This window comes from Neobacillus sp. B4I6 (assembly GCF_050434045.1).
Classification (GTDB): Bacteria; Bacillota; Bacilli; order Bacillales; family Cytobacillaceae; genus Neobacillus.
The window spans coordinates 3,943,468-3,959,703 of record NZ_JBNPWB010000002.1 but is presented as its reverse complement, the minus strand read 5'-3'; the positions used below and the strand labels follow the sequence as shown (position 1 = coordinate 3,959,703).

Here is a 16,236-nt window from a genome sequence, read left to right as displayed (position 1 = left end):
ATTTTGCGCAGTCCACTTATGGAGACCACTTTTATAAGGGAGGAAGACAAAATGACAATCGAACAAAAATTAGCGTACATCAAACGGGCTTTAGAATTAGGCGGCGATGTAGATGTGAAATTCCATAATATCCGGGATAAAAAAGCAGCTGAGCAAGTAGCGGTAGAGTTAAGCGAAATATCGAACCGTCCATATGAACAGAAATCAAGTAACAGTACGAACTGGTACAAAATTCAAAATGAAGATTACATTTTTGAAACCTATATTTTCTTTGATGGCGAATTCCTTCAGGAAGATGTGGACCTATCAGGGGTGAAGAACATGTGTCATGAAATCGATAATCCAATGACAATCGATAGCTTATGGAAAGAAAGGGAACAGGAATCAAAAGTAATCGGTGAGTGTGCAGGATGTGAGGAAGATATTGTGGTGGGTGAAACGTTTTATGAATTCACTATGGGAGTGGTTGAAAAAGTTTACGTTCATCAAAACTCAGAATGTTGTATGCAATATGTTGCTGAAAATTCTTGGTGCAGGGGAGGAGAGGAATAATGAAGTTATATGATCTCTCACAAAGGTACACTCAATTACTGGATCTGGCAGATGGCATGGATGAAGAAGTATTTCGTGATACATTATCGTCTATTGAAGAAGCGCTAGAAGATAAGGTCGAGAATACCGCTAAATTCGTCCGTTGCTTAGATGGGGATATAGAAGCTATCAAAGCAGAAGAAAAACGCCTAGCAGACCGCAGGAAGGCGCTAGAAACAAAGGTAAGCAATTGTAAAGCCTATCTACAAGAACAATTAGAGTTTGCCGGAATCGATAAAATTAAACGTCCTACCGTTACCGTATCGATCCAAGCAAACCCACCAAGCGTATTAGTGAAGGATGAATCTCTTATACCTTCTCATTATATGGTACCAGTTGCTCCTAAACTTGACAAGAAGGCGGTGCTTTCCTTCCTTAAAGAAGGCGGGGAAGTGCCAGGTTGTGAAATCCAGCAATTGAAAGGATTGAGGATTAAATGAAAACTTGCAGTAAATGCAATAAGCAAAAAGATTATAGCGATTTCAGCAAGGATAATAGCAAAAGTGACGGGTATCGACCAGATTGTAAGGAGTGCAAAAATAATCGTTATCAAGCGAATAGAGAACAAGAGTTAAAAAAATTAAAAGAATATAGGCAAACAGAACACGGGAGAGAAGCAATTTACAGAGGCGTAGCCAAACATCGCGCTCGTAAATATGGTGTTGAATTTACACCTTATAGTCGAATTGAAATATTCGAACGTGATAATTGGACTTGTCAAATTTGCAAATGCAGAGTACACAACGAAAGAGTCAATGACGGTTACAAGGCAAATGTGGACCATATAAAACCAATTAGTAAAGGCGGGGATACTGAGCCAAGTAATCTTCAAACCCTATGCAGAAATTGCAATTCATCAAAAAATCATAGGGAGGTAATTTAATTGGTCATTTACCTTATCAACGGAAAGCCACATACTGCCGTTTCTAATAGTTTTCAACCTATTGACAACCAAACATATTACATGATGATTGAACGCTCTGAAATCACTCATACGGAGGTTATAGACTATGACTGAATTAAATATTTATCAAAAACTTGTTGAGGTGCGCAAAGCGGTGCCTTATCTAAAAAAAGAAGCAGAAGGAAAACAATACAAATATACGGGTTCTTCTCAAGTTCTCGCTAGTGTTCGGGCGAAAATGGATGAACTCGGATTACTACTCATTCCTAGGATTACCGGAAAAGAAATTTCAGAATCACAAATAGAATTCAAAGATACAAGCGGAAATGTCACCAAACGGACTACAACCTACTTTACAGAGTTAATAATGACCATGACGTGGGTTAATGCCGATAAACCAGACGAAACAATAGAATGTCCATGGTACGGTCAAGGGGTAGATATAGCTGGAGAAAAAGGAGTCGGGAAGGCTCTAACTTATGCCGAAAAATACTTCATTTTAAAACAGTTCAATATTGCTACAGATAAAGATGATCCCGATGCTTTCCAAGAAAAAGCAGAATCCTATCGCAAGCCTGATCCGATTTCTTCGATGGAATTAGGAACATTGGAAACGAAGGTCCTTGAATTTGCACAGTTACGAGGAAAAACAGATTCGGATGTTTATACAGCATTAGGGATTGCGGACATAACTTCCCTTACTTCAAAAGAAGCAAAAGACATCATTACAAAGGTTACTGGCTGGATCACATCAGCTCAAAAGGAATTGAAAAAGAAAGGGGCTTAATTGCTCCTTTGATGCAAAAGGCGAAGGAGTGATTTTTAATGTTGCTTGGTGATAATGATTGTGTTGTTTGTGGAAAGAAGTTCGGAACAAAAGAAGAACACGACAAACACTACACAAAATGTGCAGATGAAAATATTAAAACTGATTATACAAAGGAAGAAGCATTTGACTTGATTCACAATAAAGATAATCGCTAGTGAACAATACGAGTAAATAGCATCACTAAAAAACATACAAAAAGGGGAAACGACAAATGAAAAAAGCATTAAAAATTACGGGTATCGTATTCGGGGGATTCATCGCATTATTTATTATCGTTGCTATTATCGCCATTAATGATGATGGTCCAGGAACAAAAGTACCTTCTCCGAAAGTCGTCGAGTCCGCAGCAAAACCAGAAGTTATAAAAGAAGAGCAACCAGTAGTGGAAAAAGAAGAACCGAAAAACATCTTTAAATTTGGTGAAGAAGTTCCTTTTGAAAGCGGCTTGAATGTTAAAACAATCAATGTAACCAAAACAGCTGAAAGAAACCAATTCGAAGATCCAACAAAATATGTCTTAGTCGTTAATATAGAGCTAACCAACACAACGGGTGCGGAAATGTATATAAGCTCTTATGACTTTAATGTGCAAGATAAAGATGGATTCCAAGGAAAGCCATATGCTGGTGGAGATCAATCTGTAAGCATAGCGCCTAACGGTAAAGCAAGAGTGAATTTCCAATTTGCAATAGACGGAGAAGGCCCATACAAAGTATTGGGTGGAGTAGCTACCTGGCAATAACGGTATGAAAAATAAGGAGGGAACACTAATGAACCTTCAACAAGTTGAACAATACTTTCAGCAGCAGGAAGCTTTGATGGGAAACCTTGCCGATACAGAATCTTTCGCCTTGATCTATGGCTTAATCGAAAAGGTGCGTGAGCAAAACGAGACAATTGACCGGGTCACTGCCTTAAATCGTCACTATTACTTTAAGTTTTACAACGGAGATATTGCCAAAATGCAAGCGGATTTTAAATATCTAGGGGAGTAAAATCCCCTCTCTTTTTGGGGGAATGACCGTGATTATCAATATAAAACGTAAACACAAACACGAAGCTGAGCAAGCCATTAGCGACTTAGTTTATAGAGGGTGGGAGTTATCTTACCCTCTCACTGAAATCAAATCAAGCGGTACCGAAAGAGGCGAATACGACCGCAGAAAAGAGCGGTACACCTCCAGGGTAGGAACATCAACTTCCTGTTGGATGGCTCGTATGCAGAAGGAGGGGAAGTAATGAATAAACAGGAATTGAAAGATGAAATCCAATTGCTAAAGGATATGCTCTTTTTTTCTGAACGCGCCAGGGACGGGCATTACTGCAAGTTACAACTCGCCTTAAAGCGTGTCGAAGAGTTAGAAGAAAAGGAGGGACAATCTTGATTAATCTGTCCATATGTTTATTAGTTTGGTTGTTTATAGGGTTTATAGGAGGGTTAAAGACAGTTCTTGATAAAGATTTCGATGAAACGCACAAAGAAGTATATGAGAAAGTGTTGTCTACGTTTATTGAAAATCCTAAAAATCCGAAACTGTTTGCAATGTGCCTGTATACAATTACTGGTCCTTATTGGATAAAATCATACCTTAAAAACAAAAAGGATGAAGAATAATGACAGCCGATCATTTCAGAGAAGTGTTAGGAACCATCATGTTATCGACTCAATCAAGCAAACGACAGATAGCAGATTATTTATATGTTTCCACCGTAACTCTAAACTTGTGGTGCAAAAATGGACTGCCTCAAAAGCGTTCCATGCGAATTATGAAAAAATTACGAGTTTACCTTTTTACTAATATGGGAGGATTAGAGAATGTATCTAACGGATGATCTAACAGATGAACATTACCTCATAGCTGAGAAAAATGGGATATCTAGAAAAAATGTAAAGCAACGCTTTTGGGATTATGGTTGGAGTATTGAAAAAGCAATAACTAAACCTATTCCAGTTAAGACGAGCGAATGGGAGAATTGGAAGGAAACGGCCATACAAAACAGAGTATCCAATGCGCTTTACACACAAAGAGTAAAAAACGGCATGACACCGGAACAAGCAGTGATGATGCCAGTGGGATCGCGTGGCGTAAGACCTCAAAAGAAGTTTAAGGCTGAACAAATAGCGGAAATAAGGGAATTATGTCAAAACAAGAAGTGTACGCAAATCCAATTAGCTAGAAAATACGGTGTTTCTAGAACAACTATATGGAACATTGTTAACAAAAAGACGGTGTATGCAAATGTTTGATTATCTAACACCTGATGATTTTAAAAGAAGTAGCAGCAACCATGCCGAGGAAATGGAAAAAGGGAGAGGTGAAATGAACATGGAAAATCAAACACATTTAAATGCAGTAGGAGAAATCACAGAACTGATCTATGCAGCTACACATGAAGGTGAGGAATAAACAAATGGTAAAGCCTAAGTTACGGGAAAAAGGGGAAACATTTCGTCCAATCGTTCAAGTATTGAAAACAAAGAACGGGGAACCCACAAGTATTAGTTTTAACGGCAATCAATATGCGTTAGTGCATCCTCGTTATATCAACGGGGGTAAGAACAAAGTAAAGAATAGCCATCTTTGACCTAAAAGACGAAGGAGTGAAAATCATGGATTGGACAGATTTAAAGATAAATGGAATATATCAAAATAATAAAAACAAACAACTTTATAAAGTGATAAATCTCGCAACACACAGCGAAACTTTAGAACCGATGGTTGTTTATATGGCTTTATATCCTAATTTTAAGGTATGGATCAGACCTTTAGACTTGTTTTTAGAAAAGTTTCAAGTAGATACAGGAATTGACGATTAACGTCACTCTACGAACAAATTGCGGTGCAAAAAAAAGATGTTAGGCTGCATTAACCCAACATCTTCTCTTTCTTCTTATTCAAAAGTGCTTCATACTTTAACCCTTTTTTAATCAGTTCGGCAATCGCCTGGCTGCGGTTATCCTTACGCTTAGTAAAACGGTAATCCTCAACCATCATGAGTAGTGGTTCTTCCAGTGAAATAGTAGTGGACAGGTTTTTACAATTAGATCGTACATGGGCCATTTGTGTTCGCTCCTTTTTTTTAAATGATTTGTATTACATAAATACAAGGCGGTGAGATTATGATTCGGAACCCTCCAGGAAAAGCAGATCATTTACTTCACAGTTGAAATACACACATAAACGAGCAATAACATCAAACGTAATTTGGATAGAAGATTCATTATATAGTTTAGAAATTGATTTCCTAGAAAGTCCAGTGGCATCAGAAACGTCTTGGATGTTGACTCCTTTTCTCGCCATTAGCACTCTAAGGTTGTTTTTTACTACCATTTGGTATCACCCCTTCAAGGTTTATTATACACAATTGTATTTAAAATAAAACCTAAAGGTTTCAACAAATTTCGATTCTTTTGTCACATTTTGACATTTGTCGAATATATTTTCGCATTATTTAATACCCAAGGGTTGTTTCTAACCACCCAAGGGTGGTATAATTGAATCAAGGAGGTGAGCAAATGAACAAACCAACATTAGAAGTACATCTTTTAGAAATGATGGGCAAAAGAAATATTAGAACGATCAAAGAGTTAAGTGAACGTTCTGGATTATCTCGTAAGCCGATTTCAGAAGTCCTCAACAAGCAAACACATCGGATGAAGTCCGATACCATTGTCAAGCTTTGCACGGCGTTAGAATGTGAGATTGGCGATTTACTAGTTTTAAAGAAATAGGAGGGAATATATGTTTACTGGAGTTTGGCTGATGATGGTTGCGGTTTTTATTACTGGAGTGGTTTATGGTGATGTTACGGCTAAGGGGGGAGGCAAATGAATAAAGAACAGCTTTTAGATGATCTATATGAAGTATTGCAACTCACAGAGAACGAAGCAGCTTATGAGCTTATCGGAAATACAATTGATTACATTAAAAAGGAGGTGAGATAAATGGCCGGATGGAAAAAGCTTCCGAACGCAAAGCCAATCATCAATATAACCATTGATGAAGACTTACTAAAGAAAATAGAGGATTTACGTTTTGAAATGCGATTAGCTAATCGTTCGCAAACTGTTAGTTATTTAATTGAAGAAGGTCTTAGGGCTTTTGAAACAAAGATACCCAAATTTGTGAGCTTTGACGAAGCAATGGAAGAATATCAAAAAGGGAAACTGATTGAATCGTATTTAGATGAAGATTTAACCGGTCCTTATGCTGGATATAAAAAAGGATCTCATGTTAAAGAGATTTCTATAGAAGAAATTCTGGAAGGTAAATGGGTCATTGTTGAACAATAAAAAAGCCCCAATGCGCCAACATTGGGAACCCGAACAATATTTTCTTATTAGAAGTATATCACATTCGGCAAGTTTTATTCAAGAAGGTGAAAAAATGGAGAGAGATTTTAAAGGCGTTTGGATCCCTAAAGATATTTGGTTATCAGAAGATTTAGGCTGGACAGAGAAATTCTTGCTAACTGAAATAGACAGCCTAGCTAAAAACAATGAATGCTTTGCTTCAAATGATTATTTCGCCAAGTTCTTTAATATCAGTAAAGACCGTATCTCTAAAATCATTTCCAGCTTATCGAAAAAAGGATATCTGGAAGTGCATCTGATTTATAAAGAAGGAACGAAACAAGTCGAGAAGCGGGTCATTACAACTATAGGGTATCAACGAAAACACCTAGAGGGTATAGGCGAAAACAACTATACCCCTATAGGCGAAAACAACGAGGATATTAATACATCTATTATTAATCCAATTATTAATTCAAAAGATATATATACCCAATATGCTGAATTCGTGAAAATGAAGGAATCAGAATACAACAAATTAGTGGAAGTTCACGGTGAACCTCTTACTAAAAAAATGATTGAAGTCTTAGATAACTATAAAGGTGCGAACGGAAAGAAATATAAGTCAGATTATCGAGCCATTCTTAATTGGGTAGTTGATAAGGTGAAGGGAGAAAAGAATGAACGCACTAAACAAGGTGGTCGAAAACCTAATTCAAGCGAATATGACTCACTCTCACTCTGACATTCGTGTTTGCCCTTACTGCCAAAAAGAAGTACCTAAATTAGAAATAGAAATTTTAGGCAAAAAAAGGTTCGTGCAGCCTGTTTGCAAATGTGAAGCTGAAAAAGCAATGGAACCGATCAAGAGAGCAGAAGAGCGGAAGCAAGAAGCTGAATTAAAGCGACTCTTTTCTATACATGATATTGGTGAAAGGTTCAATGAATCAAACTTTACTAACTTTATCGTACGGAACGGTTCGGAAAAATGCTTTAAATTAGCTAAAAAGTATGTAGAGGAATTCGATGAATGGGAAGGCGAGAGCTTAATGTTTTGGGGGGAACCTGGTAATGGAAAATCCCACTTAGCTACAGCCGTTACTAATGAATTAACCGCCAGAGGAAAAAGAGTCGTTTTCATCAGTATGCCGGACCTATTAGAAAAAATAAAAGCCACCTTCAATAAAAACAGCGTGGAAACAGAATCAGAAATTATGAAGGGATTGCAGATGTGTGACCTACTCATAATTGATGATATCGGAGCTGAGAAAGTATCGGATTGGGTGCAAGAAGTCATCTTTAGAATCGTAGATGGACGTTATAAGAAGGTTAAACCTATTATGGCTACGTCTAACCTAGAACCGAAAGAATTAGCCGAGAGGATAGGCAAACGGGCCTATGATCGCTTAATAGAAATCAGTCAACCCATTCAGAATGAAGCTACCAGTTATCGGAGAGAAAAAGCAAAGGCAAGGATGGAACGGTTTAAAGACTTATAAGTGAGGTGCTTAATGAGACATACCACCTACCAACAAATCATGCCAGGAGTGTATCAAACCATTCCTTGCTCCTGTACTCAATGTACGAATAAGCAAGCCCAAGAACAAAAATTTGAAAGCTTCTTGGAAAGGTTGAATAAGCAGTATGAAGAATTCTTTGGAAGATCCGCACCAAGTTATAACCAGTACCAGCGAACAAAAAGCGATAGGGAAGATAGAAGCGTTCTACTTACGTAATCAAAGAAGATCTATCTATATAGCTTTGGAAGAGGTCGAAGATGCCGACTTCTTCTGGGGCCGGACGGAAATCAAAGAATTTGATTTTTGGTGGAAAAAAGACACACCTTTAACGAAAATCGCCTATGAAATGGAACGAACGGAAACAGCGGTTTTACTGTTAGCACTAGATCGGGTAATGAAAGGAAAAATTAAGCCAAGAGATGGATGGCGTATTTGGTAATTGACCCAAAAAGCGTCACAAGGAGAGTGAGAAAATGGAGATAAAAAAAGGGGATTATGTACGAGTGATAAAAGACGGAATAGGAATCCATACATTTTCTCCAATGGCTAAAGTTATAAGAATAAACAAAACCAAGGGTTATGTGTTTGTGGACTTTGGTGTAGAAAGAGTGTATAGATACAGACTCGAACAAGTGGAGCTAATTGGCGAATGAAAATTTATCATGTTGCGGTTGATTCCTCTACAGCTGAGTTAGAAGCATTGCATCAAGTTAAACCACCAAGATTGCTGTTATCATACTATTATTTCCGTAACAAACCATTAAAGGACTATGTGGAGCGTTTAGGTTACACTCCTGAAATTATGTTAGATAGTGGAGCTTATTCAGCCTTTACAAAAGGAAAAGGGATTGCTTTAACAGACTATATGAATTACATCGAAGAAAACAAAGAATATATACACCATTATTTTTCTCTTGATGTAATCGGCGATAGTCAAATGTCTTATAGATACTGGCAGATCATGAAAGAAAAAGGGCTTAATCCTATCCCAGTATTCCATTACAAATCACATGAAATGTTTTTGGAACTATATAGGAATCAAACGGATTATATCGGATTGGGTGAAACGGTTCCTGAAAAGGATAAAAACAAAGTTTCTGAATGGGTGCGGTTATTATCTTGGCAGTATCCAGAGATTAAATTTCATCTTTTAGGAAGTAGCAGCAGAAAGATTTTAGACCATTGCGATATTTATAGTGTGGATTCATCCACATGGTTCATGATGGCTATAAATGGTTATCCAAAACACATAAAAGGCAAGTCAAGAGCATCAAAGATTGAACGTGCTGTCTTTAATTTAAAAGAGGAATTGGAATTATTAAGGGAAGCGAAATAGCTGATGAAAGGGTGAGGAAATGTTTAAGTACGATCAAATTTTTTACAACGAAGTCATTTACCACCTGGAGCAAACATGGAATCGCAAACTAACGGATCACGAAAAACATATAGCAATTGAGTGTTATCGCTTTGGAAGAAAAATCGAGGCAGAAAACGAAATCAGAATATTGGAGGTTAAGTGATGAAGAAACCTAAATATATAGTTGATCACGATAGTATGCAGTTTAAAAAGCAGTTAAGAGAACATATGCAGCTGATCAATCCCAAGCCGGACCAGGAAGAAAGAGAACGGAGAATTCAAGAACTTCTAAAACGGAGGGAAAAATAATGGCTGATTACCTCAATGATTATCAAAAACTAATGGTGGAAGTAAGAACCGAATTACATCATAGACCTGACCTGCACGACAAGGTAAAAGGATATATTGAGGAATTAGAACAGCAGAAGAAAAACTCACAGGATCAATACATTGAAACTTTTAATCGGCTGGAAAAGGTAGATTATGAGCTTACCAGCTTAAAGAAAGCCAATGAGCATGTTGGGAATACGGTTAAGTTGTACGAAAAGGAAAATAAAGCATTAAGGGATTTGGTTTCTTTATGGATTTAAACTTTTACCCGGTGCCTAAGCCTATTTCCAAGCCAAAGGATAAACCGAAATTCAAAGAAAAGCGACCGAAGAAAAAGAAAAACCCTAACTTGCATCGAGGAAGAATCATTCCATCTAAAAAGGAACGTACCAGAATCACAGAATCAGCCTATAAACGAATGATAAAAGAATTCGGGGAGTATTGCTTGAATTGTGGTTTTACACCTATCGAGGCCCATCATATAACTTTTCGTTCGCAGATGGGCTCTGGCAACTGGAGGAATCTTGCTCCATTGTGCAACAGATGTCATGGGTTCGCTCATAAATATAAAAGCTATGCGGATCAGCTAAGGGAAGATAGGGAAACGATTTACGGGAAATGGTATTGGGCGGATAAATATACCTTGTTTAAAGAAGGTCTAATAAACAACACCACGGATGAAGCATACGAACGCTTTATGAAAGGTGAGGAAGAACGTGCCGAAAAAAGTGTATGTCAAGGAATGGACAGAAAAGACAGTTGATAAAGAGGAACTTCAGGTGTGCGTTGTCAATGAAAGCATGATTAAGAAACTATCTTATATTGTTTTTATCGAAAAATAGGCAATAAGAATCCAATTTAAATTATATGTCAATCAACATACGAACGAAAAGAGAACATAGGAGGAAAAACAAATGAACGTAATTACCTTAACTGGCAACGCTACGAAAGATTTTGAACTGAAATATACACCTAATGGTAAACCCGTAGGAAGTGGCACCATTGCAGTAAGACGAGACTTTAAAAATCAGAAAGGTGAATATGAAACTGATTTTATTAACCTGGTTGTATTAGGCAAGCTTTCTGAAATCATGGCAAACCATGTTCAAAAGGGTGACAAATTCGGAGTCACAGGAAGACTGCAAATTCGCATCTGGAATAAAGACAATGGCGAAAAAGCCTATTTTACAGAAGTGGTTGTGAATGGATTTGATTTCCCGGATAAAAAGAAACAAGAGAATCCCGGACAACAGCAACCACCTTCCACAAGGGTAGATAACGACCCATTCGCAGGGAACGGACAAATAGATATTTCAGATGATGAGTTACCATTTTGATGGTGAACCTCATGAACTTTGATGAAGCAACTAAAAAACAATTACTAACCATCGCATTACATGATGATTGTCCACTCGAATTCAAGTATAAAGCCTGTGTGGAGCTCCAGCTTAAAAACTGGGGTCCCACCTTCCTGCAAAAATTATTGAAATATTGGGGAATGGGTTTAAGTGAAAACCAAATAGCGGACAAATTCGGAGTAGAAGATTGGGAAGTAAAAAAGCAATTACTAAAATATAACCTGTATGGCAGCAGGGTAAAGAGGAGAAATGGAGCATGAACCTAGAAAAATTATTCAGTATGCAGAAAGTTTTACGTGATCGAATTGGATACAACGAACCAGATAGATTCAATAAGCTCATTTTGGCATTATTAGTCGAATTAGGAGAATGTGCAAATGAGTGGAGAGGGTTTAAGTTTTGGAGTGTGAATCAATTACCACACACTTCAGCTGTAAGAGTGCCTTGCATGATGGAAGAGGATAAAGAGTATTACAATCCTTTGCTTGAGGAATATGTGGACGGATTGCATTTTGTGTTGGAAATTGGTTTAGAACATGGAATTGATAAAGAAATATCAGGTTTAGCTATAGACGATATTAAGTATGCAACGATTGAAGGACAATTCACAGCTCTATTCAAAACCGATTGGGAATATTGCGAAATTGGTAATGCTGGATATTATCATGAAGGATTGGAGTTGTACATCAGCTTAGGCGAAATGCTCGGCTTTACCTGGGATGAAGTAGAAAAAGCTTATTTCACCAAGAACGAAATCAATCACGCTAGACAGGATTCGGGGGTTTACTAATGTCATCTGATGAATTGCGCTCCCTCTTAACCATGATAACCAATTATTCCTTTGAATACTTACAGAGTTTGAACAAAGAACAGTTAGAGAAAATTTATGAGGCAAAAACCAATGGCAAAAATTAATAGTGTCAAAACAACTATTGATGGATACGAGTTCGATAGTTTAACAGAAGGAGAGTTTTATAAACACCTTAAAAGTCGAAATGATGTACTTAAAATAGATGTTCATCCGTCATTCGTGTTAATGAACGCATTCCAAATAAGTTGTGGACGTTGTACAGGTGGATGCGTCAAATCACCAAAGACAGGAAAACAAATCAAATGTAAAAGGTGCGGAGGTAAAGGGTTGATTACTCGCCAACCTTGGACATACACTCCAGACTTTAGAGTGATTTGGAAAAAAGGTTCTCCTTCGTATTTTGATGTTAAGGGTGGATTTAAGGACGCTAAATTCAACTATGTAAAAAAAATGTTTGAGTATAGGTATTGCCGTGAATTATTAGTCGTTAAGCAAGTAAAGGGCGAATGGAAATACATGTGAGAAGGTGTATGAATGGTCATGATTGCTTTGTTTATCGGTGGAATGATTGGATTTAGCACCTGTGCGATATTTTCAGCTAGGCAATATGAAAAGGGGTATTCCGATGCAAAAAAAAGACTGGACTGATGATTATCTCCAGGAACTAGTCAAATACAATAACCAATTAAAACAAGTCCCGGACGAAAGTAGAATCCAGCGAATAGAAATCCTCTCCAAACAATTAGTATTAATCGGGAAGATGGCAGCAGAGTTTTCGGAACGATACAAGATGATCTATGCGGAAAGAAAAAGAGTCCATGCTCAAGCTTATATTGATGCAGAGAAAAACAAAGCAGCCGAAGCAGAATTAGCAGTAGTTTTTCTAAGGGGAATGGAAGCTGAAGCATATGGGAACATGAAAAGATGGTCCAATGCCTTTGAGAGCACCAAAGAGGAAATCAACGCCTTAAAATATAAAGTAAAAATCGATATAGAGGACGGATCCAGCAGGAGGGGAAGTTGATGCAATTAACCTTACTCGATGTAAAACTCACGAAAGAGGTAAAACGTCAGGCAGAGAAGCTGATGAGCCGTTACAAAATGTATGAAGCAATTATCGAAAGTAAGAAGATGGATTTAGAACCGAAGTTGGTTGCGAGTTACCAAGGTTCAGAAAGCCAAAGAGGAAATCAATTCTATAGTGAACCAGAAAAGATTGCTCTCACTGAAATTGAATTAGATGAATACACTCGAACCTTACGAAAATTAGACTTAGTTTATAACTCCTTACGGCCCATGCAACAACGAATATGGGACCGTCGATACTTATTGGATCAACAGGACATCGATGTGTATTCGGATTTAGTCATTCCAGATAGAACCTATTATCGATTAAAGCGAGAAATGATTGCAGTCGTGGCAGAAGCATTCGGAATCATGGCAGATTAGACATAAATTGTGTCGTTAAAGGAGTTGAGAAAGTTTGAAAAAGCAAAGATGGAGATTTACTAAGCTAAATGAATTTTCTTTTTGTCAAGAGTGCGGTAGACGTTTGGATTTAAAGAATAATTCATATCACAAAACATTCGGAACATGTAATTCAACTTGTTATATGTATTTAGTTGGGATGAGTTGGAGTGACTTTTGCTAACGTCGCACTACAAAGATTAACGAAATATTTATTGGCAGAATAACGCAGTAAATTAGCCGTGAAATATAATGATTTAAGTAATATGATGATAGTATCAGGTAATCTAATAGGATACGGAAATATCCTCGACAAGTATTTTCCGTACTCTTAGGTATTCGGCGGCGGTGCTTTAGGGAGCATCGTCTTTTTTATGGTGTGCCTTCGGGCGGGTAATTAAGCGGCACAAATGCCAAAGGTGGGGGCAGTCGCTTATTTTTTGTCTAGAGGATATTATGGTATCTTGTGGAGAGAAAATGAAGGAATTATCTCTTTGATGTCGTATATAATTAAGACAAGGGAGTGATAATCATGAGTGAAAGAGTAGGCGGTTATACAGGAACTAAACCGGGCGGAGATAAGTTAGTAGATCCTGGCACGGGCGGATTATAAGTAACAGAGGAGCATCCTTCGGGGTGCTTTTTTCTTTGGAGGCGGTGAATGATGTGAAACTGAAACCACAACATAAAGACTTCGCTGATTACTATTTACAGCTAGGGAATGCTGAACAAGCAGCAATTAAGGCTGGTTATAGTGAAAGGTATGCAAGAGGGAATGCTTATAAGTTAGTGGCACATAGTGGCATTCGTGCCTATATAGAGGAAAGACTCGCTAAAAAGGATATTAAGAAGATAGCTGACCAGGATGAAGTGCTGCAGTTTCTTACAAATGTCCTTCGAGGTGAGGAAACAGAAACCATTCCGATGTTTGCGAAAGATCACTTTGAATTAGTTGATAACACGCCTTCTATAAAGGACCGTACAAAGGCTGCTGAATTACTCGGCAAGCGGTACACCTTATGGACAGATAAACAGCAAATAGAGGGTAATCTAGGCGTGACCATTGTAGATGATTTAGATGAGTAAAGTTAAGCTATCCAATATAGTGGCTCCATCTTTTAAGGCAATTCACAAGGACATTAAGCAAGGGAACCATGTTCATTATTGGTTTGGTGGAGGGCGAGGGAGTACAAAATCCTCATTCGTAGCAATCGAAACCATATTAGGAATCATGAGTGATCCACAAGCGAATGCTGTTGCTATGCGAAAAGTTAAGGATACCTTAAAGGATTCGGTGTATGAACAACTCCAATGGGCTATAGAAGTCTTAGGTGTCGGTCAATATTGGCATGATAGCATAAGCCCATTAGGATTAACTTATATTCCCACGGGACAGAAGATAATATTCCGTGGTGCGGATAAGCCGAAAAAGATTAAGTCCATTAAATTCTCCAAAGGCTATTGTAAATTCCTTTGGTATGAGGAAGTGGATGAGTTTGGCGGTATGGAAGAGATACGGATGATTAACCAGTCTCTCATGCGTGGTGGTTCATCGTTTGTTGTATTCTACAGCTATAACCCACCAAAGAGTGCGAACAACTGGGTCAATGCAGAAGTGCAGCTCACTAGGAAAGATAGGTTGTTCCATCATTCCAATTACTTAACCGTGCCGAAAGAATGGCTAGGAGAACAGTTTATAGTAGAAGCTGAACACCTGAAAGAAGTGAAACCCACCTCGTATCAGCATGAATACCTGGGAGAAGTCACGGGAACAGGCGGAGAAGTCTTCGACAATGTGAAGATACGACAGATTAGTGATGAAGAAATCAGCGGTTTCTTCAACATCAAACGAGCAATTGACTTTGGTTATGCGATAGATCCACTCGCTTATATTGCGGCTCATTACGATAGGAAAAAGAAAAGGCTCTATATATTCCATGAACTATACAAGGTAGGCTTATCAAACTATGCTGCCTTTGAACATATACAACAAGAAAACATATCGAACGACCTAGTCAAAGCTGATTCAGCTGAACCAAAATCGATATCCGAATTGAATCAACTAGGATTGAGGGTAACAGGAGTGAAAAAGGGTCCTGACTCGATTGAATACGGGATTAAGTTTCTTCAAGGTTTAGAACAAATTGTGATTGATGATGTGCGATGTCCAGAGACAGCGAGAGAGTTTTTAACCTATGAGCTCGAGAAGGATGCGAACGGCAACTTCAAAGCAAAATTCTCTGATAAAAACAATCATGCGATTGATGCGACTCGGTACTGTCTCAATGACGAGATCATTAATCATATGCAAGAACAGAAGGTGAAGAAGAAAGACAACGCTCACTGGATGTTTAACAATGACGAACCTGAAAAGGGGTATATCGAATGGTAGAAAAAGATAAAAAATGCGTTCATCAGGTAATTAGACGAAATGCAACAACTGGTGACCCGAACAAGGTAGAAGTGGAATGTATAAAATGTGGTGTTAATGCAGAATACAATCTGATAACAGGTGAGTACAAATGACAATTATATTAGCTTTATGTATCCCACTGACAGCCGTTGTCGTGGGCTTTTTAACGTTGAAAGCCGTACAACTGGGGTTAAAGTGGCAGATTCAAACCAGCAAGCAAGAAGCTCCTACATTAGAGATACCCAATCCTATTCAACCGATTATCGATGCGAAACAAGAGAAGCAAGCAGCAGCACAACAAGGTAAAGAGCTGCAGAACATCTTGGATGAATGGGTAAACGGGGCAGAAGAAAGCAGGTGAG

General features: G+C 38.0%; 39 protein-coding genes. 37 read left to right on the top strand and 2 right to left on the bottom strand.

Annotation, left to right across the window (positions count from 1 at the left end; translation table 11 throughout):
* Nucleotides 1-51: 51 nt before the first annotated feature.
* The 15 genes from QF028_RS21875 (at nucleotide 52) to QF028_RS21805 (ending at nucleotide 5,142) form a co-directional block, all read left to right on the top strand.
* The gene (locus QF028_RS21875; protein WP_429468746.1) at nucleotides 52-552 is read left to right on the top strand and encodes a hypothetical protein; all 501 of its coding nucleotides are present in this window, start codon (nucleotides 52-54) and stop codon (nucleotides 550-552) included.
* Nucleotides 552-1,031, top strand: a complete 480-nt coding sequence (locus QF028_RS21870; RefSeq protein ID WP_429468743.1) for a siphovirus Gp157 family protein — start codon at nucleotides 552-554, stop codon at nucleotides 1,029-1,031. The genes QF028_RS21875 and QF028_RS21870 overlap by 1 nt, the downstream gene beginning before the upstream one ends.
* Entirely contained in the window at nucleotides 1,028-1,474 is a 447-nt protein-coding gene (locus QF028_RS21865) for an HNH endonuclease (protein WP_429468740.1), read from the top strand. The genes QF028_RS21870 and QF028_RS21865 overlap by 4 nt, the downstream gene beginning before the upstream one ends.
* The gene (locus QF028_RS21860) at nucleotides 1,475-1,609 is read left to right on the top strand and encodes a hypothetical protein (RefSeq protein ID WP_429468737.1); all 135 of its coding nucleotides are present in this window, start codon (nucleotides 1,475-1,477) and stop codon (nucleotides 1,607-1,609) included.
* Nucleotides 1,602-2,282 (top strand): ERF family protein, encoded by a 681-nt coding sequence (locus QF028_RS21855; RefSeq protein ID WP_429468734.1) that lies wholly within the window; start codon nucleotides 1,602-1,604, stop codon nucleotides 2,280-2,282. Before QF028_RS21860 ends, QF028_RS21855 begins: the two co-directional genes overlap by 8 nt.
* A gap of 38 nt (nucleotides 2,283-2,320) precedes the next feature.
* Complete coding sequence (locus QF028_RS21850) at nucleotides 2,321-2,479, top strand: hypothetical protein (protein ID WP_429468732.1); 159 nt, start codon at nucleotides 2,321-2,323, stop codon at nucleotides 2,477-2,479.
* A 56-nt stretch (nucleotides 2,480-2,535) separates the two neighbouring features.
* Complete coding sequence (locus QF028_RS21845; RefSeq protein WP_429468730.1) at nucleotides 2,536-3,066, top strand: hypothetical protein; 531 nt, start codon at nucleotides 2,536-2,538, stop codon at nucleotides 3,064-3,066.
* Between the two features lie 28 nt (nucleotides 3,067-3,094).
* Nucleotides 3,095-3,319 (top strand): hypothetical protein, encoded by a 225-nt coding sequence (locus tag QF028_RS21840; protein ID WP_429468728.1) that lies wholly within the window; start codon nucleotides 3,095-3,097, stop codon nucleotides 3,317-3,319.
* Between the two features lie 243 nt (nucleotides 3,320-3,562).
* Nucleotides 3,563-3,709 carry a hypothetical protein gene (locus QF028_RS21835; protein ID WP_429468726.1) on the top strand — a complete coding sequence of 49 codons (147 nt, stop codon included), beginning with the start codon at nucleotides 3,563-3,565 and terminating at the stop codon, nucleotides 3,707-3,709.
* Nucleotides 3,706-3,939 (top strand): hypothetical protein, encoded by a 234-nt coding sequence (locus tag QF028_RS21830; protein WP_429468724.1) that lies wholly within the window; start codon nucleotides 3,706-3,708, stop codon nucleotides 3,937-3,939. Before QF028_RS21835 ends, QF028_RS21830 begins: the two co-directional genes overlap by 4 nt.
* On the top strand, nucleotides 3,939-4,157 hold the full coding sequence (locus tag QF028_RS21825; RefSeq protein ID WP_429468722.1) for a hypothetical protein: 219 nt from the start codon (nucleotides 3,939-3,941) through the stop codon (nucleotides 4,155-4,157). Before QF028_RS21830 ends, QF028_RS21825 begins: the two co-directional genes overlap by 1 nt.
* Complete coding sequence (locus QF028_RS21820; protein WP_429468719.1) at nucleotides 4,141-4,572, top strand: helix-turn-helix domain-containing protein; 432 nt, start codon at nucleotides 4,141-4,143, stop codon at nucleotides 4,570-4,572. Before QF028_RS21825 ends, QF028_RS21820 begins: the two co-directional genes overlap by 17 nt.
* Nucleotides 4,565-4,732, top strand: coding sequence for a hypothetical protein (locus QF028_RS21815; RefSeq protein ID WP_429468717.1), 168 nt, complete (start codon nucleotides 4,565-4,567; stop codon nucleotides 4,730-4,732). Before QF028_RS21820 ends, QF028_RS21815 begins: the two co-directional genes overlap by 8 nt.
* 4 nt (nucleotides 4,733-4,736) lie before the next feature.
* On the top strand, nucleotides 4,737-4,910 hold the full coding sequence (locus tag QF028_RS21810) for a hypothetical protein (RefSeq protein WP_429468715.1): 174 nt from the start codon (nucleotides 4,737-4,739) through the stop codon (nucleotides 4,908-4,910).
* Nucleotides 4,911-4,935: 25 nt separating this feature from the next.
* The gene (locus tag QF028_RS21805; RefSeq protein ID WP_429468712.1) at nucleotides 4,936-5,142 is read left to right on the top strand and encodes a DUF1653 domain-containing protein; all 207 of its coding nucleotides are present in this window, start codon (nucleotides 4,936-4,938) and stop codon (nucleotides 5,140-5,142) included.
* 49 nt (nucleotides 5,143-5,191) lie between these two features.
* Here the strand turns inward: QF028_RS21805 and QF028_RS21800 are convergent, their stop codons facing one another.
* Together QF028_RS21800 and QF028_RS21795 are read right to left on the bottom strand one after the other, a co-directional pair.
* Entirely contained in the window at nucleotides 5,192-5,386 is a 195-nt protein-coding gene (locus QF028_RS21800; protein WP_429468710.1) for a hypothetical protein, read from the bottom strand.
* 57 nt (nucleotides 5,387-5,443) lie between these two features.
* On the bottom strand, nucleotides 5,444-5,656 hold the full coding sequence (locus QF028_RS21795; RefSeq protein WP_429468708.1) for a helix-turn-helix domain-containing protein: 213 nt from the start codon (nucleotides 5,654-5,656) through the stop codon (nucleotides 5,444-5,446).
* A 185-nt stretch (nucleotides 5,657-5,841) separates the two neighbouring features.
* Between QF028_RS21795 and QF028_RS21790 the strand changes: the two genes are divergently transcribed.
* The 22 genes from QF028_RS21790 to QF028_RS21685 all read left to right on the top strand — a co-directional run bounded on the left by QF028_RS21790 (nucleotide 5,842) and on the right by QF028_RS21685 (nucleotide 16,235).
* The gene (locus QF028_RS21790; protein ID WP_429468706.1) at nucleotides 5,842-6,057 is read left to right on the top strand and encodes a helix-turn-helix domain-containing protein; all 216 of its coding nucleotides are present in this window, start codon (nucleotides 5,842-5,844) and stop codon (nucleotides 6,055-6,057) included.
* 213 nt (nucleotides 6,058-6,270) lie between these two features.
* Nucleotides 6,271-6,618, top strand: a complete 348-nt coding sequence (locus QF028_RS21785) for a ribbon-helix-helix domain-containing protein (RefSeq protein ID WP_429468703.1) — start codon at nucleotides 6,271-6,273, stop codon at nucleotides 6,616-6,618.
* Nucleotides 6,605-7,363 carry a helix-turn-helix domain-containing protein gene (locus QF028_RS21780; protein WP_429468700.1) on the top strand — a complete coding sequence of 253 codons (759 nt, stop codon included), beginning with the start codon at nucleotides 6,605-6,607 and terminating at the stop codon, nucleotides 7,361-7,363. Before QF028_RS21785 ends, QF028_RS21780 begins: the two co-directional genes overlap by 14 nt.
* Nucleotides 7,299-8,117, top strand: a complete 819-nt coding sequence (locus QF028_RS21775) for an ATP-binding protein (RefSeq protein WP_429468698.1) — start codon at nucleotides 7,299-7,301, stop codon at nucleotides 8,115-8,117. Before QF028_RS21780 ends, QF028_RS21775 begins: the two co-directional genes overlap by 65 nt.
* Nucleotides 8,118-8,262: 145 nt before the next feature.
* On the top strand, nucleotides 8,263-8,577 hold the full coding sequence (locus tag QF028_RS21770; RefSeq protein WP_429468696.1) for a hypothetical protein: 315 nt from the start codon (nucleotides 8,263-8,265) through the stop codon (nucleotides 8,575-8,577).
* A 34-nt stretch (nucleotides 8,578-8,611) separates the two neighbouring features.
* The gene (locus tag QF028_RS21765) at nucleotides 8,612-8,791 is read left to right on the top strand and encodes a hypothetical protein (protein WP_429468693.1); all 180 of its coding nucleotides are present in this window, start codon (nucleotides 8,612-8,614) and stop codon (nucleotides 8,789-8,791) included.
* Complete coding sequence (locus QF028_RS21760) at nucleotides 8,788-9,474, top strand: hypothetical protein (protein WP_429468690.1); 687 nt, start codon at nucleotides 8,788-8,790, stop codon at nucleotides 9,472-9,474. Before QF028_RS21765 ends, QF028_RS21760 begins: the two co-directional genes overlap by 4 nt.
* Nucleotides 9,475-9,493: 19 nt before the next feature.
* Nucleotides 9,494-9,658, top strand: a complete 165-nt coding sequence (locus tag QF028_RS21755) for a hypothetical protein (protein ID WP_429468687.1) — start codon at nucleotides 9,494-9,496, stop codon at nucleotides 9,656-9,658.
* On the top strand, nucleotides 9,658-9,804 hold the full coding sequence (locus tag QF028_RS21750) for a hypothetical protein (RefSeq protein WP_429468684.1): 147 nt from the start codon (nucleotides 9,658-9,660) through the stop codon (nucleotides 9,802-9,804). The genes QF028_RS21755 and QF028_RS21750 overlap by 1 nt, the downstream gene beginning before the upstream one ends.
* On the top strand, nucleotides 9,804-10,085 hold the full coding sequence (locus QF028_RS21745; protein ID WP_429468682.1) for a hypothetical protein: 282 nt from the start codon (nucleotides 9,804-9,806) through the stop codon (nucleotides 10,083-10,085). Before QF028_RS21750 ends, QF028_RS21745 begins: the two co-directional genes overlap by 1 nt.
* Nucleotides 10,076-10,588: an HNH endonuclease gene (locus QF028_RS21740; RefSeq protein ID WP_429468679.1), complete on the top strand. Its 513-nt coding sequence runs from the start codon at nucleotides 10,076-10,078 to the stop codon at nucleotides 10,586-10,588. The genes QF028_RS21745 and QF028_RS21740 overlap by 10 nt, the downstream gene beginning before the upstream one ends.
* A gap of 151 nt (nucleotides 10,589-10,739) precedes the next feature.
* Nucleotides 10,740-11,162, top strand: coding sequence for a single-stranded DNA-binding protein (locus QF028_RS21735; protein WP_429468677.1), 423 nt, complete (start codon nucleotides 10,740-10,742; stop codon nucleotides 11,160-11,162).
* An 11-nt stretch (nucleotides 11,163-11,173) separates the two neighbouring features.
* The gene (locus QF028_RS21730; protein ID WP_429468674.1) at nucleotides 11,174-11,443 is read left to right on the top strand and encodes a hypothetical protein; all 270 of its coding nucleotides are present in this window, start codon (nucleotides 11,174-11,176) and stop codon (nucleotides 11,441-11,443) included.
* Entirely contained in the window at nucleotides 11,440-11,973 is a 534-nt protein-coding gene (locus tag QF028_RS21725; RefSeq protein WP_429468671.1) for a dUTP diphosphatase, read from the top strand. Before QF028_RS21730 ends, QF028_RS21725 begins: the two co-directional genes overlap by 4 nt.
* Complete coding sequence (locus QF028_RS21720) at nucleotides 11,973-12,098, top strand: hypothetical protein (protein WP_429468668.1); 126 nt, start codon at nucleotides 11,973-11,975, stop codon at nucleotides 12,096-12,098. The genes QF028_RS21725 and QF028_RS21720 overlap by 1 nt, the downstream gene beginning before the upstream one ends.
* Nucleotides 12,085-12,516, top strand: coding sequence for a DUF1064 domain-containing protein (locus QF028_RS21715; RefSeq protein ID WP_429468665.1), 432 nt, complete (start codon nucleotides 12,085-12,087; stop codon nucleotides 12,514-12,516). Before QF028_RS21720 ends, QF028_RS21715 begins: the two co-directional genes overlap by 14 nt.
* A 103-nt stretch (nucleotides 12,517-12,619) precedes the next feature.
* Nucleotides 12,620-13,018, top strand: coding sequence for a hypothetical protein (locus QF028_RS21710; RefSeq protein ID WP_429468663.1), 399 nt, complete (start codon nucleotides 12,620-12,622; stop codon nucleotides 13,016-13,018).
* Nucleotides 13,018-13,443: an ArpU family phage packaging/lysis transcriptional regulator gene (locus QF028_RS21705; protein ID WP_429468660.1), complete on the top strand. Its 426-nt coding sequence runs from the start codon at nucleotides 13,018-13,020 to the stop codon at nucleotides 13,441-13,443. The genes QF028_RS21710 and QF028_RS21705 overlap by 1 nt, the downstream gene beginning before the upstream one ends.
* Before the next feature lie 684 nt (nucleotides 13,444-14,127).
* Nucleotides 14,128-14,547, top strand: a complete 420-nt coding sequence (locus QF028_RS21700; RefSeq protein WP_429468658.1) for a terminase small subunit — start codon at nucleotides 14,128-14,130, stop codon at nucleotides 14,545-14,547.
* Complete coding sequence (locus tag QF028_RS21695) at nucleotides 14,540-15,853, top strand: PBSX family phage terminase large subunit (RefSeq protein ID WP_429468655.1); 1,314 nt, start codon at nucleotides 14,540-14,542, stop codon at nucleotides 15,851-15,853. Before QF028_RS21700 ends, QF028_RS21695 begins: the two co-directional genes overlap by 8 nt.
* On the top strand, nucleotides 15,847-15,987 hold the full coding sequence (locus QF028_RS21690; protein WP_429468652.1) for a hypothetical protein: 141 nt from the start codon (nucleotides 15,847-15,849) through the stop codon (nucleotides 15,985-15,987). The genes QF028_RS21695 and QF028_RS21690 overlap by 7 nt, the downstream gene beginning before the upstream one ends.
* A complete protein-coding gene (locus QF028_RS21685; RefSeq protein WP_429468650.1) occupies nucleotides 15,984-16,235 on the top strand; it encodes a hypothetical protein in 252 nt (83 codons plus the stop codon). Before QF028_RS21690 ends, QF028_RS21685 begins: the two co-directional genes overlap by 4 nt.
* The last annotated feature ends 1 nt before the right edge of the window (nucleotide 16,236 follow it).